12 protein-coding genes are annotated in these 14,141 nt (G+C 48.3%); 9 read left to right on the top strand and 3 right to left on the bottom strand.

What is annotated here, in order from left to right; translation table 11 throughout:
* Positions 1 to 42: 42 nt before the first annotated feature.
* Positions 43 to 1,434, bottom strand: a complete 1,392-nt coding sequence (locus tag BM412_RS10840) for a mandelate racemase/muconate lactonizing enzyme family protein (protein ID WP_091217429.1) — start codon at positions 1,432 to 1,434, stop codon at positions 43 to 45.
* 259 nt (positions 1,435 to 1,693) lie between these two features.
* Between BM412_RS10840 and BM412_RS10835 the strand changes: the two genes are divergently transcribed.
* The 5 genes from BM412_RS10835 to BM412_RS10815 all read left to right on the top strand — a co-directional run bounded on the left by BM412_RS10835 (position 1,694) and on the right by BM412_RS10815 (position 5,659).
* Positions 1,694 to 2,440 (top strand): phytanoyl-CoA dioxygenase family protein, encoded by a 747-nt coding sequence (locus BM412_RS10835; RefSeq protein ID WP_091217427.1) that lies wholly within the window; start codon positions 1,694 to 1,696, stop codon positions 2,438 to 2,440.
* 169 nt (positions 2,441 to 2,609) lie between these two features.
* Positions 2,610 to 2,816, top strand: a complete 207-nt coding sequence (locus BM412_RS32880; protein ID WP_091217424.1) for a Spo0E family sporulation regulatory protein-aspartic acid phosphatase — start codon at positions 2,610 to 2,612, stop codon at positions 2,814 to 2,816.
* A gap of 159 nt (positions 2,817 to 2,975) precedes the next feature.
* On the top strand, positions 2,976 to 3,686 hold the full coding sequence (locus BM412_RS10825) for a 3'-5' exonuclease (RefSeq protein WP_091217420.1): 711 nt from the start codon (positions 2,976 to 2,978) through the stop codon (positions 3,684 to 3,686).
* A 49-nt stretch (positions 3,687 to 3,735) separates the two neighbouring features.
* Positions 3,736 to 4,614, top strand: a complete 879-nt coding sequence (locus tag BM412_RS10820; RefSeq protein ID WP_091217419.1) for an HAD family hydrolase — start codon at positions 3,736 to 3,738, stop codon at positions 4,612 to 4,614.
* 97 nt (positions 4,615 to 4,711) lie between these two features.
* Positions 4,712 to 5,659, top strand: coding sequence for a hypothetical protein (locus tag BM412_RS10815; protein ID WP_091217416.1), 948 nt, complete (start codon positions 4,712 to 4,714; stop codon positions 5,657 to 5,659).
* Positions 5,660 to 6,280: 621 nt separating this feature from the next.
* Here BM412_RS10815 and BM412_RS10810 read toward each other — a convergent pair.
* Complete coding sequence (locus BM412_RS10810; RefSeq protein ID WP_177245766.1) at positions 6,281 to 7,324, bottom strand: SIS domain-containing protein; 1,044 nt, start codon at positions 7,322 to 7,324, stop codon at positions 6,281 to 6,283.
* 213 nt (positions 7,325 to 7,537) lie between these two features.
* On the opposite strand from BM412_RS10810, the gene BM412_RS10805 reads away from it, so the two are divergent.
* The 4 genes from BM412_RS10805 (at position 7,538) to BM412_RS10790 (ending at position 11,758) form a co-directional block, all read left to right on the top strand.
* Positions 7,538 to 8,404 (top strand): class II fructose-bisphosphate aldolase, encoded by an 867-nt coding sequence (locus tag BM412_RS10805; protein WP_091217411.1) that lies wholly within the window; start codon positions 7,538 to 7,540, stop codon positions 8,402 to 8,404.
* A 16-nt stretch (positions 8,405 to 8,420) separates the two neighbouring features.
* Positions 8,421 to 9,155 carry a DeoR/GlpR family DNA-binding transcription regulator gene (locus tag BM412_RS10800; RefSeq protein ID WP_091217408.1) on the top strand — a complete coding sequence of 245 codons (735 nt, stop codon included), beginning with the start codon at positions 8,421 to 8,423 and terminating at the stop codon, positions 9,153 to 9,155.
* Between the two features lie 171 nt (positions 9,156 to 9,326).
* On the top strand, positions 9,327 to 10,784 hold the full coding sequence (locus BM412_RS10795; RefSeq protein ID WP_091217405.1) for a hypothetical protein: 1,458 nt from the start codon (positions 9,327 to 9,329) through the stop codon (positions 10,782 to 10,784).
* Positions 10,784 to 11,758: a Gfo/Idh/MocA family protein gene (locus BM412_RS10790; protein WP_091217403.1), complete on the top strand. Its 975-nt coding sequence runs from the start codon at positions 10,784 to 10,786 to the stop codon at positions 11,756 to 11,758. Before BM412_RS10795 ends, BM412_RS10790 begins: the two co-directional genes overlap by 1 nt.
* 56 nt (positions 11,759 to 11,814) lie before the next feature.
* Here the strand turns inward: BM412_RS10790 and BM412_RS10785 are convergent, their stop codons facing one another.
* The gene (locus BM412_RS10785; RefSeq protein WP_091217400.1) at positions 11,815 to 14,067 is read right to left on the bottom strand and encodes a helix-turn-helix domain-containing protein; all 2,253 of its coding nucleotides are present in this window, start codon (positions 14,065 to 14,067) and stop codon (positions 11,815 to 11,817) included.
* Positions 14,068 to 14,141: the final 74 nt, after the last annotated feature.

Genomic DNA, 14,141 nt, shown 5'->3' with positions numbered 1-14,141 from the left:
CATGTGCATGATCGGCGGACTGTATTTTATTTGTATTTGTATTTAGCTCCACAGCCGGTCATTGGAATAGTATTTATTCCACTGATCTGTCGATTCCCAAAGTCCGGGAATCTCAGGATGCAGATGCTGTTTAAGCACCTCATCATTCAAATCATCGATACCTAGCCCAGGCGCATCGGTTAACGTTATAAACCCGTTCTGGACCAGCTTACTCGGAAGCTTGCTGCCGATTACAATATCATCCCACCACTCCACTTCGCAGGAGTGATATTCAAGTGCGAGGAAGTTCTCGGTTGCTGCGGCAACATGAGCGGCTGCCAAGCATGCGATCGGGCTTTCCGCCATATGAATCGCCATAGCAACGCCGTAATCCTGCGCCATATCGCCGATCTTCTTGGTTTCCAGAATGCCGCCCGTTGTCAGGACGTCAGGATGGATGACGGAGACGCCGCCGGCTTCGAGAAGGGGCTTGAAATTTTCCTTCAAATAAATATCTTCGCCGGTACAGATTGGCGTTGTCACCGCGCGTGCCAATCTCGCATATTGCTCCGTATACTGCCAAGGAATCATATCTTCCATCCAGGCCAGATTGAATTTCTCTACGCGTTTGCCAAGTTTAATGCAATCCTCGAGACCAATATGACCGAAATGATCAATCGCAAGCGGGACTTCGTACCCGATTACCGCTCGCACATCCGCCACGTATTGCTCCAGCACATCCAAGCCTTTGTCCGTCACATGTATGCCGGTGAAAGGATGCGCGATATTGTGAATATCATAATGACGATTTCGAATGTCGCAAACTTCTTCCGCTGTCAGACCGGCGGCTTGGAGCTTGTATCGTCTTCTGGACTTGTCTATCATTTCATCAATAAAACCGAGAGGAGCGCTCAACGTACCGGGTTGATCCATGAGCTGCCCGATGCCCAGGTCCATTTTGAGGAAGGTAAAGCCTTCATCCATCCGTTTCTTTAATGCAAGTCCCATCGCGTTACCCGTATTTTTGCCACTGACGTCCGTATCGCAATACATCCGGATCTTGTCTCGAAACTTACCGCCAAGCATCTGATAGATCGGCACACCATACGCTTTGCCTGCCAGATCCCAAAGCGCGATTTCAAGCCCGCTAACGCCGCCGCCTTGACGGGAATGTCCACCGAACTGCTTGATCCGGCGGAACAGCTTGTCGATGTTGCATGGATTTTCGCCCAGCAGCCTGCCCTTGGCCATTTGGGCGTAGACTTTGTCCGCTCCGTCGCGCACTTCTCCGAAACCAACCAGACCTTGATTGGTATACACTTTAATCAAGCTGCTATGGAACGGCCCGCCAACAATGTCGGTAAAACGGATATCCGTGATGCGAAGCTCAGTTGGATTTGAATATGTAGATACATGAGCAAGTGTTTCTTCATAGGTATTTGGCTTATTCGTCAACTCATTCACCCCAATAACTAGGAATAGTGATGCAACTTAATCTTAGTGAATGACATGGGCAGTCGCGATACCGTAAAATTATGATTTCGTTTGATTTCTTTGGAGAAAACCCAAGGTCTTACTGCGTTACAGCCTACACATTCTATGTCGCGCATCCCATATTCAGCGGAGAGCGTAATTTATTATGAAGGCATTAATTATTAGTACAAATGAATATGAATAAATGATAATCAAATAGAGTAATAGAGGAGGTTTTGGCATGATTATGACCCAAGAAGAGTTGGCTCAATATCATAGAAACGGCTATGTACTGGTGAACAATTTGTTTGACCGCGAGGAAATTGATCTCATGATTCGAGAAATTGAAGGAGGAGAACGAGTAGCGGGATCCACGTATAGTAACGACGATCAATCGGGGTTGAAAGCCAAACTGGCGATATGGTTTGAGCTGGGGCCGGACATGTGGTCAGCCGTCTCTACCTGTCCGCGACTGGTGAACAATGTAAGTACTTTGCTGGGTGAGGATGCTGCTTTCTTTCATGGCAAAGTTATGTTGAAGGAGGCCCGTTCAGGCGGGGCATGGGAGTGGCATCAAGATTATGGCTATTGGTACGATCAAGGATTTATTTATCCGAATATGATCAGCGTCTTTATTGCTCTTGATACGGCGACCAAGGAGAATGGCTGCTTGCAGGTACTTCGCGGCTCGCATTTGCTCGGCCGTCTGGAACACGGGAAAGTAGGCGGGCAAACCGGTGCCGATGTGAATCGAATCCAGCATGTACAGTCCATGTTTGAGCTGGTTCATTGTGAGATGGCCCCGGGCTCAGCGCTGTTCTTTCACAGCAATCTGCTTCATTCTTCCGCTCCGAACCTGTCGGATTACCATCGCCGTACGTTCGTCTCCTGTTATAATGCAACCGGTAACCCGCAAATTCAAGGTCAAGGACTTAAATATTATGATCGATGTCCGGTTGGTTCAGACGATTGGTTGACGAAATATTAATCTTTGCAAATAGAATAATCGAGTTAATAATGAGCCGCCCTTCCTAAGGGTGGCTTTCTTTTGGTTATAAAACAATTAAATATCTAAAATAAATGTTCAAATCTAATATACTTCTAATATATTCCTAAAATTTCCTTGTTAGGATAGAGATATAACCGATGCCATTGCAATGCCCATACTAAATCATAGAACGGAGAATGGTACAATGGAATCTTTTTTGCAAGAGAAAATTGAATCATTACGTTTTGAAATGAATGACCGGGCATGTAAGCACGGGAGTCTCACGGATGAGAGAGTCGTCTATGTTAGTCAGCAGTTGGACAGATACATCTTTGTATATCAGAAGCTGCAGCGAAAACGAGATAAACGCAAATGAAAATCATCCTTTCGGATGAATACAACCCAATCTATACCGAGCAGATGCCGGTTGTGGATTGGGTTTTTTGTTCGTTGGCAGGCGAGTTCTAGCCAGGGTTGAATTAATAATGGTAAACTAAAGCTGTTATTATTTTACAGGATGTGATGGAGGTATTCGTTGACGATTCGGAATACGAATCGCTGGATCGTCGCAGAGGAGCGGCCTATGAATATTACTTTTCTTTCGAATGAAGTTTATCTGGTAGATGGCATTCGAGTGGACAACCTATTTGATCGGCTCTACTGTATTTTTGATTTGGAAGGCACAGGGATTCTCGTAGAGCAGGAATCGATTACGCAGTTCGGCGCTATTTTATATCAAAATGGCCGGGTATTGGATACGTTTACATCCTTGGTGAATTCTTCCAAACCCATTCCGGAGGCCGTTCGGCAGCTAACCGGTATTTCGAATGAAAGCTTGGTGGACGCGCCATCTTATTCGGAGGTTTACCGACGCTTTATTGCGTTCTGCGGGGATGCTGTGCTCGTTAGCCAGGCCGGATATGAGTATGATATCCCCATGCTGAAGAAGCATTGTCACTTGCATGATGTTCCTTATGTGGAGCAAGCCGTAATCGATACAAAAGCATTGTTTGCTGCCATTCATCCGGAATTGGATGATGTGTTCTCAACGGATTATTTGATCGCCTATTATGGGATTGACGATACCGATATTAAACGTCATGATGCCGCAGGGGATTGTATGTTGATTAGCCGCATTCTGATGCGTATTCTAGCTGAGTATCGTACGAAACAAGTCGCTGATTTTGACCTGACGGAAGGGTTGAAAGTGCGGCGGTTCATCATGCCACAGATGTATTTGACCTAGATGGGGTGAAACTTCCGGAGTCGGTTGAACGTATGGGAAATCATTGGCGATGCTGCCGATTGGAAGATTGGAGTTGAAGGTACTGAACTTGTTCATGTCCGACTTAGATGGAACCTTGCTGAATTCGAATCAGACATTAAGCGACTACACGATTGGCGTCGTGAATCGTCTGATCGCGGCAGGACATCATTTCTCGATTGCAACTGCCAGGTCCATCGACTCTGCTGAGAAAATCATTGCTCCATTGCATCTAACGCTTCCGATTGTTCTCTTTAATGGCGTCTTTATATACGATCCTGTAAGGCGAGTAAATATCGTATCGAATTACCTTGCCAATGACATCGCTGCGCACATTGTTGCCAAGTATGCGGAAAATCATCTATCTCCAATCGTCTACGCCGTTAATGCGCAGGGCGAGAGCAAAGTTTATTACAAAGGCATCACGAACGGAGGCGAGGAAGATTATATCGGCAGGCGAGTAGCTAGCGGTGATCAACGATTCACACGAGTGAGTGATTTTGCGATGGTGGCGCATGAGGATATCATCTCGATTAATGTTATTGCTGCCAAAGCAGAGTTGGATGCGATGAATGACTATTTTGGCAAAGAAATGCCAGCGCTTGTCTGCCACTATTCAGAGGATATTTATTCGAAATACTATTGGCTGGAATTGACGAATGCGAAGGCGACGAAGAGAACAGGGATCGAAATCGTTAAGCAAATAGTCGGTGCTGATCGACTCGTTTGCTTCGGCGATCAACTAAATGATGTTTCGATGTTTGAATTGGCGGATGAGAAATACGCCGTGGCCAATGGGCATCCGATATTAAGAGAAATGGCAACTAGTGTAATCGAAAGTAATGATAACAACGGAGTGGCTGAATTCCTGGATAAGTTACTTGACGGGAAGGCAGACACCCAGGGCTAGGAGGTATGTAACGATCCGATTAGGGAGAGAAGACGTCGAGCTCCTTGAGGAAGCCATTCGCCAATACAAAGAAAAAACGATGAAGTGAGGAGATCCCATGTCAGAAGACTTGAATCGTCAATTGCTTGAAGCGAAGGAACGGATGTACCATCTTCAAAAGTCGCAGCGCAAAAGAGAAGAGCTGATGAAGAGACTCCATTCGCAGGAACGTCTCATTATCCAATTTGAAGTGCAGCTTGAATCGGAGCAAGCGGATGTTGATCGTTTGACGGGTTTGACATTGACTACTATTTTTCATACGATCCTTCGCAGCAAGGATGAACAGCTTGAAATGGAACGACAGCAAGCGCTGCAAGCCGCGCTGAAGCTGCAGGAAGAGAAGCAGCGATTAGCCGACACGCAGGAAGAACTGAAGCGAATTGGTGATGCACTTGCGTCATTCAGCAATGCGGAATACGAGTATCAGGAACTAATGAAGGCAAAGGAAGCGGCGCTGCGCAGCGGAAGCTTCGGCTCTGAAGAGCTGAGAAAGATGGAAGAGCAAATTGCAGAACAGACGCTCTTCGTGAAAGAAATTAAAGAAGCCGTTACGGCTGGTAAACGGGTCATGGCTTCGCTGGAGGACGCATCAGAAAGTTTGGATAAAGCGGAAAATTGGGGCAACTGGGATTTGTGGGGCGGCGGCGGAGTCATCAGTACCCATATCAAGCATAGCCATGTTGATGATGCCAAAGGATACATCCATCAAGCGAATCATCAATTACTCAACTTCCGTGATGAGTTGGATGATCTCAACCGCACCATCAATATCGTCATAGATATTAGCGGAACGCTGAAGATGGCCGACTATTGGTTTGACGGCTTGATTGCGGATTGGATTGTCCAAGGTCGTATCAAAGATTCGCAGGAACAAACCTTGAATGCCCTTCATAACGTTCGCCAAGTAGTCAAACAGCTCGAGTCGGAATATTCCAAAGCCGAAGCCGTACGCGCCGGGCTGGTTACGAAGCGTCAAGGCTGGATTGAAGATACGGCGAGCAAATGATTGGATGTTAGAGAAGATTGGAAAGCAGATGGCTCCTTTTAAGATGAGGGGGCCATCTTTTCTTTATCATGAGGTGAGTGTGCGAGACTGCTGTGCAGTCGGCAAATGTAGCATCGGAAAATTCTAACGAATCGTACAAGGCTTATTTCGATGAAAATGGCCTCTCGGAAATTCTAACGAATCGTAGAGACGCTATTCAGCCAAAAATGGCAGTTGGGCATGAAAAATCGGCTGAATAAGACCTGTAGGATTCGTTAGAATTTGAAATGCCCCCATTTGGGCCAAATAAGGCTTCCTGGATTCGTTAGAATTTCGAGAGGTGCAAGAGAAGGCGGATTGAACGCGAATAGGTGAAATATCAGCAGTACGAACGAGTAGCACGGAACAATGAACGGTTAGACGGAAGAGTCATAGGCATGTTAGAGCAAGCAGCAAAGCGAGAAAGTGAGTGCAACTAGATAGAGTGGAAGCAAGAAAGAGTGTGCAGCAAGATAAAGCAAACACCTAGCTAGGTTGAACGGCGTAATAGTGTGAAACGCGATATGGTGTTCGCTCAAAGCTATTCGGATAGCTACTCGAGTAGCTTCCCAGAGAGCCAATTGGCAGCCTGCGCTTCCATCCCTAAAGCTTAACCCACGCCGTTAAGCCGTCCGGCTCATCGGGGTTGATGCCTTGCCGCTCGGCGCTGCAGAGGGCTACGATCTGTGGGATGAATAAGAACGGGATACCTTGAACCGGCTTGCATAGCTGCGATTCCGTCATAATGGCGAGGTCGACATGATGCTCGGAGATATTAGCCGCAGCATCACCGAATGCGATGACCTTCGCACCGCGTGCACGAATGTCTTGCATCAGCTTCCGTTGATGCTCGGTGCCGGCACTAGTGAGATGCGCAATCACGAGCGTTTCCGGTCCAACGGTTACCATGGGGCCATGCCGGACATCCAGCACATGAAACGCATGGGCCTGCACCTTCGCGATTTCAGTCAGCGCGATGGCGCCTTCGGCTGCAAGGCCGTTCAGCTCTCCATCGGCGAGAAGGACAGCGTTCGTCCAGCCATAATCGCTTGCTTCACGAATCGCTGATTCAAAGCGTTCCATATAAGCTTCTCCTTGGGCAATCGCAACAGCGATGTCGGCGAGAACGGATTCGTCATGGCCAAGAAATGCGGCGATCATGAGGTTAGCCGTATACAAGTTGGTTACGGTTCTCGTCTGGCACACGCTGTGATCAAACGCCCAGGGAAGCGACAGTATGAGATCTGCGATTTCAGATAGTGCGGAGTCGACCACGCATGAGATGGCCAATACCGGTGCTTCCCCATTTAACTTCAGCAGCCGAACCGACTCGACGATTTCGCTCGTTGAGCCTGAGCGAGAAGGAGCAATTAGAAGTGTGTCGCTAAGCAGCGAAGAATAGGCTTCAGCATTCAGCAGCAAATCCCCGCCTGCAAGCGCAGACGCGGGAATCCCGGCACGTAAGCGAACGGAAAATGCTGCGGATTCGCTAAGGGTATAACTCGAACCACAACCGATAAAGGTGACAGAGCGTTTGCCTTGCGAATGAAAGAAATCGGTAATTGCGGTGCGATTCTTCAGCATATAGTCATAGGTTTGCTGCAAGGCCGAATATTGCGATTTGATCTCCCCATAGGTCAAGCTCATCGGAATCCTCCTCATTTTAGGTGTTGTCGATGTGTATGCCTCTATAATAGATCGTTTCATTGATGTCATCAATCATTTTTTGATTTTATCAATCAAAAAATGATTGTAAAGATCAATTTAACCCGATATGATTATCTTATAGAGTCATAAATTCCAATGCTAGTTTTTGCAATGTACAGCAGTCATTCAGAAACGACAGGAGGCTCCTTCCTTATGCCACTTCTTTCATCCACTCGCATGCTTCAGCAGGCCAGATCAGGTAAATACGCCGTAGCCGCATTCAATGTACACACACTCGAGATGCTCCAAGGGGTTACGGAAGCAGCGATTGAGACGCAATCGCCGCTCATCATTCAATCCACGGTAGGCACCGTAAAACATTTAGGACCGGAATACATCGTTGCCGCGGCTACGGTTGCCGCCAATCAAACGGGGCTGCCGATCGCGCTGCATCTCGACCATTGCACGGATTTTAATCTCATAGTCAGATGTATACGGGCAGGTTATACCTCGGTTATGATGGATGCTTCCATGCATCCCTTTGAGGAAAATGTGCGGCGAACCGCGAAAGTGATGGAAGTCGCCGAAGCTGCCGGCGTCAATGTGGAAGCGGAGCTGGGCAAGGTTGGAGGCGTAGAGGACGATATCATTGTGGATGAGCTTGATGCATTGCTCGCCGATCCGGATGAATGCGTGAAATTCATGGATTTAACAGGTGTCCATACGCTTGCTCCCGCGATCGGTACAGCACATGGCATATATAAAGGTACGCCTAATATTGATTTTGCACGAATTGCTTCCATCGCTGAACGTGTAGCTGCACCGCTTGTGCTGCATGGCGGTTCAGGCATTCCGGCAGAACAAGTGAAGCTGGCGGTTTCCCTTGGGATGGCGAAGATGAATATCGCGACAGAGCTTCGCATTGCATTCTCGGATGAGATAAAAGCTGTATTTGCCAACAAACCAAATGAAAATGATCCTCGCACCTACATGGTACCGGCCAAACAAGCCGTTAAACAGCTTGCCATGGACAAAATGCAACTATGCGGCTGTGTAGGTAAAGCTATAGATATGCGCTAATGATGGAGGAAAGAGCATGATACAATCGAAAGGCGAGCTTCGCAGAACGAAACTCCTTGAGCGAATAAAGGAAACAGGCAAAGCTTCGATTGGAGATCTAATGGAAGCAACGGACAGCTCGATCGCAACCGTGCGGCGAGACCTGGAATTGCTGGAGAAATCGAACAAAATCATTCGTACCATCGGCGGAGCGATCTATGATGAAGGCAGCGGCAGAAATGCCGAGCTGGCTTTTGCCGAGAAACGGGATGTCAGCAGAGAAGGCAAGGAACGAATTGCGGCCGCGGCTGCTTCGTTAGTGGAAGAAGGCGATATCATATGCCTGACGGGGGGGACAACGACATTCTTGATTGCCAGGGCGCTCAAAAACCACCAAAACATAACCGTGGTCACCAATGCGGTCAACATCGCGAATGAATTGTTCGATGCCGAAGGCGTGCAGGTCGTGGTCTCCGGCGGAGTCATGCGGCATAAGAGCTATGAGCTGATCGGTCCGCTGGCAGAGAGTGTCATCGAGAAGCTGAACATCACGAAGATGTTCCTCGGCGTTGACGGCGTTTCGCAGGAACATGGTTTTACGACGCACAATGAACTGGAAGCCCGTATCGCACAGCTCTTTATCGCCCGTTCAAGTAAAGTGTACGCCGTATATGATCAAGCCAAGCTGCAGAAGACAGCGTTGTTTACGATTATTCCATACGATAAAGTGACCGGCGTTATCACAGATCTGGATGATGAATCGGGTGATTAATAGTGAAAAGGCGCAAGCGATGCTTGTCGCTTTTTTTGTTTTGCAGCAGGAATTGTGAAAATCTATAAAATGATGAAGGTGCGAAAATATCGTACATATCTTTTCCGCGCGTCTTCTTATATTTTGGGAATAAGAAGCAAGTTTTACATCCAATCGGGGAGTTGAGCTGTCGTGGAAAAAGGGGCTAATAAGGCGGTGAACTTGGGCCGTTTGTATCAAGGTCCATTTCAAATTGAACAAGATGACGGGTGGTACACGATCTTTACAACGACCCCATCAAGCAAGCCTGTCCGTAATCCGGGCCAAGGATTAATCGCTTACGCCTGGGAGGAGAACGGGCCATCGCTTAAGGCGAGGCTGGGGCAGGAGACAATCGAAGAACATGTGGAGAAGCTGGCGAAGCTTCCATATGTCGATGTGCTCTATATTCGCTGTGATTGGAGAGATGTGCAATTTCGTCCGGGACAACTTGACCTTCATCCGATCTGGGAAGCGACGTTTGATGCCGCTGAACGCCATGGCTTGCGTGTAGCCTTCCGCATTCAGCTGTCGAGCCCCAATATACAGCCAGCAAGGCTTGCCATGCCGGATTTCTTGCTTGATCAAGTGCCGCTGGTTAATATTGGTACCTTCAATAACCAAGACTTTGATTACTATGAGCCTCGTTATGATCATCCTGCTTTCCAAGCGGCATTCACGGAGTTAAACGAGCTGCTGGCGGAACGTTTTGACGGCAATCCAATCATTGAATTTGTGGACTTGATGATGTATGGCTTCTGGGGAGAAGGCCATACGAATGATCTGAAGAATCCATTCCCCGACTATACGACGGCTGAGCATACGTTCATGTCGATGTCGAGGCAGCAAATTGAACGATGGAAGCATACGCCGCTGGCCGTTAATACGCAGCCGGATATAAGCCATACCGGCAATCGCACGGTGCGAGAGTATGCGATGAAGGAAGACTGTTGGGTACGGACGGACAGCATCATCATCGAAGAGCCGGAGCAAATCGAAGTGATCGCCGGTCGGGCGGCTTGGACCGCAGCTGTTATTGAGGATGGTTATTACCGCCATTTCAAGCAAGAGAAGCTCAAATTCGATAGCGGGCATGTCGATGTGATCGCAAGCTCCATGTTACATGCGCTCGATATTGGCGGGAATTACTGGGGGTTGTGGACAGAAGCGGAAGCAATAGCGAGCTATCATGAGCGGTACCCGGACGGAATCGAAACGCTCCAGCGCCGATTGGGCTATCGCATTCGCCCATCATGGGTGTGGCAGCGCAAACGGCAAGGGACGGATGAGCTGGTCATCGCACTGGCCAACGACGGCGTTTCCGGCGTCCCGGGCACGTTATGGCTGGAAGCCGTGAGTTCAGAAGGCAAGGGGAAGGTACGCGGCAAGCTCGATAAGGGATGCCCGCTGCCGGGTAAAGTAAGTTTGGCTTCGATCATTCTGCCTCCTTCCTGGCGCGATCAAGAGATCAGGCTCTCAATCGAACTGGAAGTAAAGCCGGGTCAATTGAAACAAGTGAGCTGGGCCTGTGCCCAGAAGGTGAACGAAGACGGTTCGTTATCCATTCAACTGAAAGCCCATGAGGATACCGATTGGCGGTGCGGCGTCTAATGGTAACCATCGGAGTCATCGGCTGCGGCTGGCATTCAAGGGCAACACATGGACCTTGCTTGAAGCAATACAAGGAAACGATTGGAGGCGTTTGTCTTGCCGCTTGTTGCGATGTGGACGAAGCGGCAGCAGAAGCGTATCGCGCGGATTTCGGCTTTGAACGAGCCTACGGCAGCTTCACTCAGATGCTGGAGTCCGAACAACTGGATGCCGTATGGGTCGTCGTTCCGGAGCAGTTAACTGTGCCGATCTCATTGCAGGTCATGGATACCGGTGTTGCCGTATTCTTGGAGAAACCGCCGGGTATCCATACTGCAGATGTTATTGCGCTCCAAGAACAGGCGGCGAATAGAGGTATCCGGCACCGCGTCGCATTTAATCGCAGATTTGTCCCCATGACAAACCTGCTTATCGATAAACTCCGAGTACATGCACAAGATAAACAAATCTACAGCATCACCTATGACATGGTCCGAATTAATCGCAAGGATGCTGATTTCTCCACCACCGCGATCCATGCGATTGATGCTGCGAAGTTTATTGCCGGCTCCGAATATGCAGAGCTGAGGTTCCGGTATGATGATTTGACAGGAATTGCACCCGGACTTAGCAATATCATGGCTGAAGGATGCTTCCGAAATGGCGTGCGAGTGAATCTGAACTGTTACCCGCATTCCGGATCAGCCCGTGAGATGGTCACCGTAAGAGGCGAGGGTTTCTCCTATGAGCTTCATTTGCCGCTGCTGGAGAGTCCGAACAGCTTTGCGGGTCTCATCTGTTCGGAGAAGGGGAAGGTCGCAATCATTCCCGAGGAGCAGGAGTGGACGACGGCATTTGGCTTCTATGACGAAAATGCCAGCTTCTTGGATGCTTTGAAATCAGGAGGGCAGTTAAAGCATGACCTGAGCTCCTCGATCCAATCGGTTGCGGTCATGGAAGCCATACGTAATCGCGCAGAAACCTATCTCGGATAAACGACAAAGAAAGCCGCTTCCATCACGATCACCGTGAGCAGAAGCGGCTTTTCCGTTTAGCCTTCCATGAGATATTGCTGCTTGCGAAACTCGCTTGGCGTCACGCCGCTAATTTTCTTGAACATCCGGTTGAACGAATTTATGTTTTGATAGCCGACTTGGGAGGCTACATCTTGAATGCGCAGATCGGCGCCTTTCAGAAGCGATTTGGCCAGATCAATCCGGTAATTGTTAATGTAGTCGATAAAGTTCATGCCCGTCTTGGATTTAAAATAAGTCGAGAGATAACTGGCAGAGATATTGAGCTTATCGGACAAAATATCAAGCGTAATATCGTCCCGGTAATGCTGCTCCATATAGTTCATTACAAACTCTATGATATTGTCGCGAGAGGCCTTCTTCTCATTTACGCGAGCCATCGCGAAGGTGAGCAGCTTGATCAAATAGCGCTGCAGCTCCTCTTGATTAGAGCAGCTGCGCGGCTTACCGGACAACGCCAGATAGCTCTGAAGCGCCTGCAAATCGAGGTGGAGAGAAGCGAATGTTTTGGTCACCAGCTGGGCGATATTCTCTGCAAAATCATAATACTGGATGGCCGTTGCGGCTTTCTTCTCCAGCTGCCCGAGCACTTTGGAGACGATGCGCAGCACGAATTCTTCATTGCCTGCTGACAAATTCGTATACAGCTCTTGCTCCTGCCCGCCGGTCATCGCAGCTTGCCATTCCGGCTGTGGTTCGGCTGCCGAAATGATCTGAGTTACATGCTCGAGCTTCCGGTAGTCGAGTAGAGCCAGTACTTGTTCGTACGCTCGCGTTAGATCAGCAGAATGCCGATACAAGCTGCCGACACCGATCGTAATGGACCAATACCGTTGGTCAAGGTCGAAGACAGTCTTCAAGCTGCCGAGAAAGGACGGGATGTCCTCTTGTATGGAATCTCCGATAACGAGCGACAGAATGAGATCATGTTCGAGCTGTATCGTTTGCGTCTGCACATGAGTCTTCAAATGGGAATCGATATATTCGCGTACGAAGAAGGAGGCTTTTCCTTCATCTGCGTCAATGTCACGGAAGAACGAAGGCGTAAATTGCAGTCGAAACAGGAGAAGACGGTACGGCTCTTGGATGGAGAAGTCATATAACTCTTGATCCTTCAGCTTAATGTTTTTGATTTTGTTCATAAAAGCATAGTAGCTGAGCAAGGAGTTCTTGCGGCTGTTGGCTTGATCGATCGTGTTGTTGGTCTGGACGAGGTGTCGGACTTGGTCGTTTATGTATTTAAATTCATGTATGCTGCTCTGAACGGCGGAAGGAGCGTTTAACGTCTGGATGGACTCCATAATACGCTTGACCGGATTGTGGAATCGTTTCGTGAAAAACCAAGCGGCACAAATGCTGACAATCGTGAACACGATCAACAGCATGAGCAGAATCGAGTTGATTTTGCTGATTTGAGCCGAAATCTGATTGTCGGGAACGATCTTGACGTAACGAATGCCGGTGACTGCGCCTGTTTTGGTGAAATAATAAATATCGTTCCGGTTTACATAATTGGAATCGCTCTCCCAAACAGGCAGAGTGGCTTCGACCTGCTCACCGACATTGTCGGCAGCTAACCGGTTTCCGGCCGAATCCAGCAGGATGAATTGATCTTGCGATGAATCGTGGAAATCGCTTAGCATTTTGTTTAAATCAAGCATAATGATGACTTGATAATCCGGGAAGAATTTGTTCCGAACGATAACAGGCATGTAGCGGCCCTTCGCCGTCAGTTGATTGATCGTCTTCTCATTGAACGTGGAGGAAGGCAGAATGCTGTAACTGCCCGGCTTGCTGAATTGCTCCGACCAGAACGCCGGCGAATAGTCCGTACTTTGATAATAGTGAGTAAACATGTCATCGGCGTTTGCACCGCGGTCACCTGAAATGACAAAGTTGCTTTTCTTGAAATAGATGAAAATATTGTGGACGGCGATATCCTTATGGCTCAAGTAGCTGTTAATGGATCGCATTAGCGATCGTCCATTCAAATAGTCGAGGGTCGGTCGATTAAGCGAAGTCAATTTCTCGTCCAATAGCAGATCCAGGCCGATATTCCGGATTTGATTGAAATGGTTCTCGTATTTCTCTATGGTTTTATTCATGCTTAAGGTGTTGTATTTGATCACTTCGTCTGTGGCGTGATTCTTGAGTAGGGTGAAGGAGAAGAAAAAGAATGCGATAAGAGGGATGAGGATGGCTAGAAAACTAAGTAAAAGCTGAATGAACAGGGAGCCTGCAGCGTGCTTGAGGAGCCCGATTTTTCCCATTGTCTTCCTCCTCTTCGATCATTGGAATACATGAGATGTCCCCATAGTAGCATCGGGAAACTGTTAAATCAAGG

It is taken from the genome of Paenibacillus sp. BC26 (assembly GCF_900116125.1).
GTDB lineage: Bacteria > Bacillota > Bacilli > Paenibacillales > Paenibacillaceae > Paenibacillus_Z > Paenibacillus_Z lignilyticus.
This window is presented reverse-complemented; position numbering and strand designations above follow the sequence as displayed.

Bases quoted from the DNA above. Each gene is read 5' to 3' on its own strand.
- BM412_RS10835 (WP_091217427.1), top strand. From the start codon at position 1,694: ATGATTATGACCCAAGAAGAGTTGGCTCAATATCATAGAAACGGCTAT.
- BM412_RS32880 (WP_091217424.1), top strand. From the start codon at position 2,610: ATGCCCATACTAAATCATAGAACGGAGAATGGTACAATGGAATCTTTT.
- BM412_RS10820 (WP_091217419.1), top strand. From the start codon at position 3,736: ATGCTGCCGATTGGAAGATTGGAGTTGAAGGTACTGAACTTGTTCATG.
- BM412_RS10815 (WP_091217416.1), top strand. From the start codon at position 4,712: ATGTCAGAAGACTTGAATCGTCAATTGCTTGAAGCGAAGGAACGGATG.
- BM412_RS10810 (WP_177245766.1), bottom strand. From the start codon at position 7,324: ATGAGCTTGACCTATGGGGAGATCAAATCGCAATATTCGGCCTTGCAG.
- BM412_RS10805 (WP_091217411.1), top strand. From the start codon at position 7,538: ATGCCACTTCTTTCATCCACTCGCATGCTTCAGCAGGCCAGATCAGGT.
- BM412_RS10800 (WP_091217408.1), top strand. From the start codon at position 8,421: ATGATACAATCGAAAGGCGAGCTTCGCAGAACGAAACTCCTTGAGCGA.
- BM412_RS10790 (WP_091217403.1), top strand. From the start codon at position 10,784: ATGGTAACCATCGGAGTCATCGGCTGCGGCTGGCATTCAAGGGCAACA.
- BM412_RS10785 (WP_091217400.1), bottom strand. From the start codon at position 14,067: ATGGGAAAAATCGGGCTCCTCAAGCACGCTGCAGGCTCCCTGTTCATT.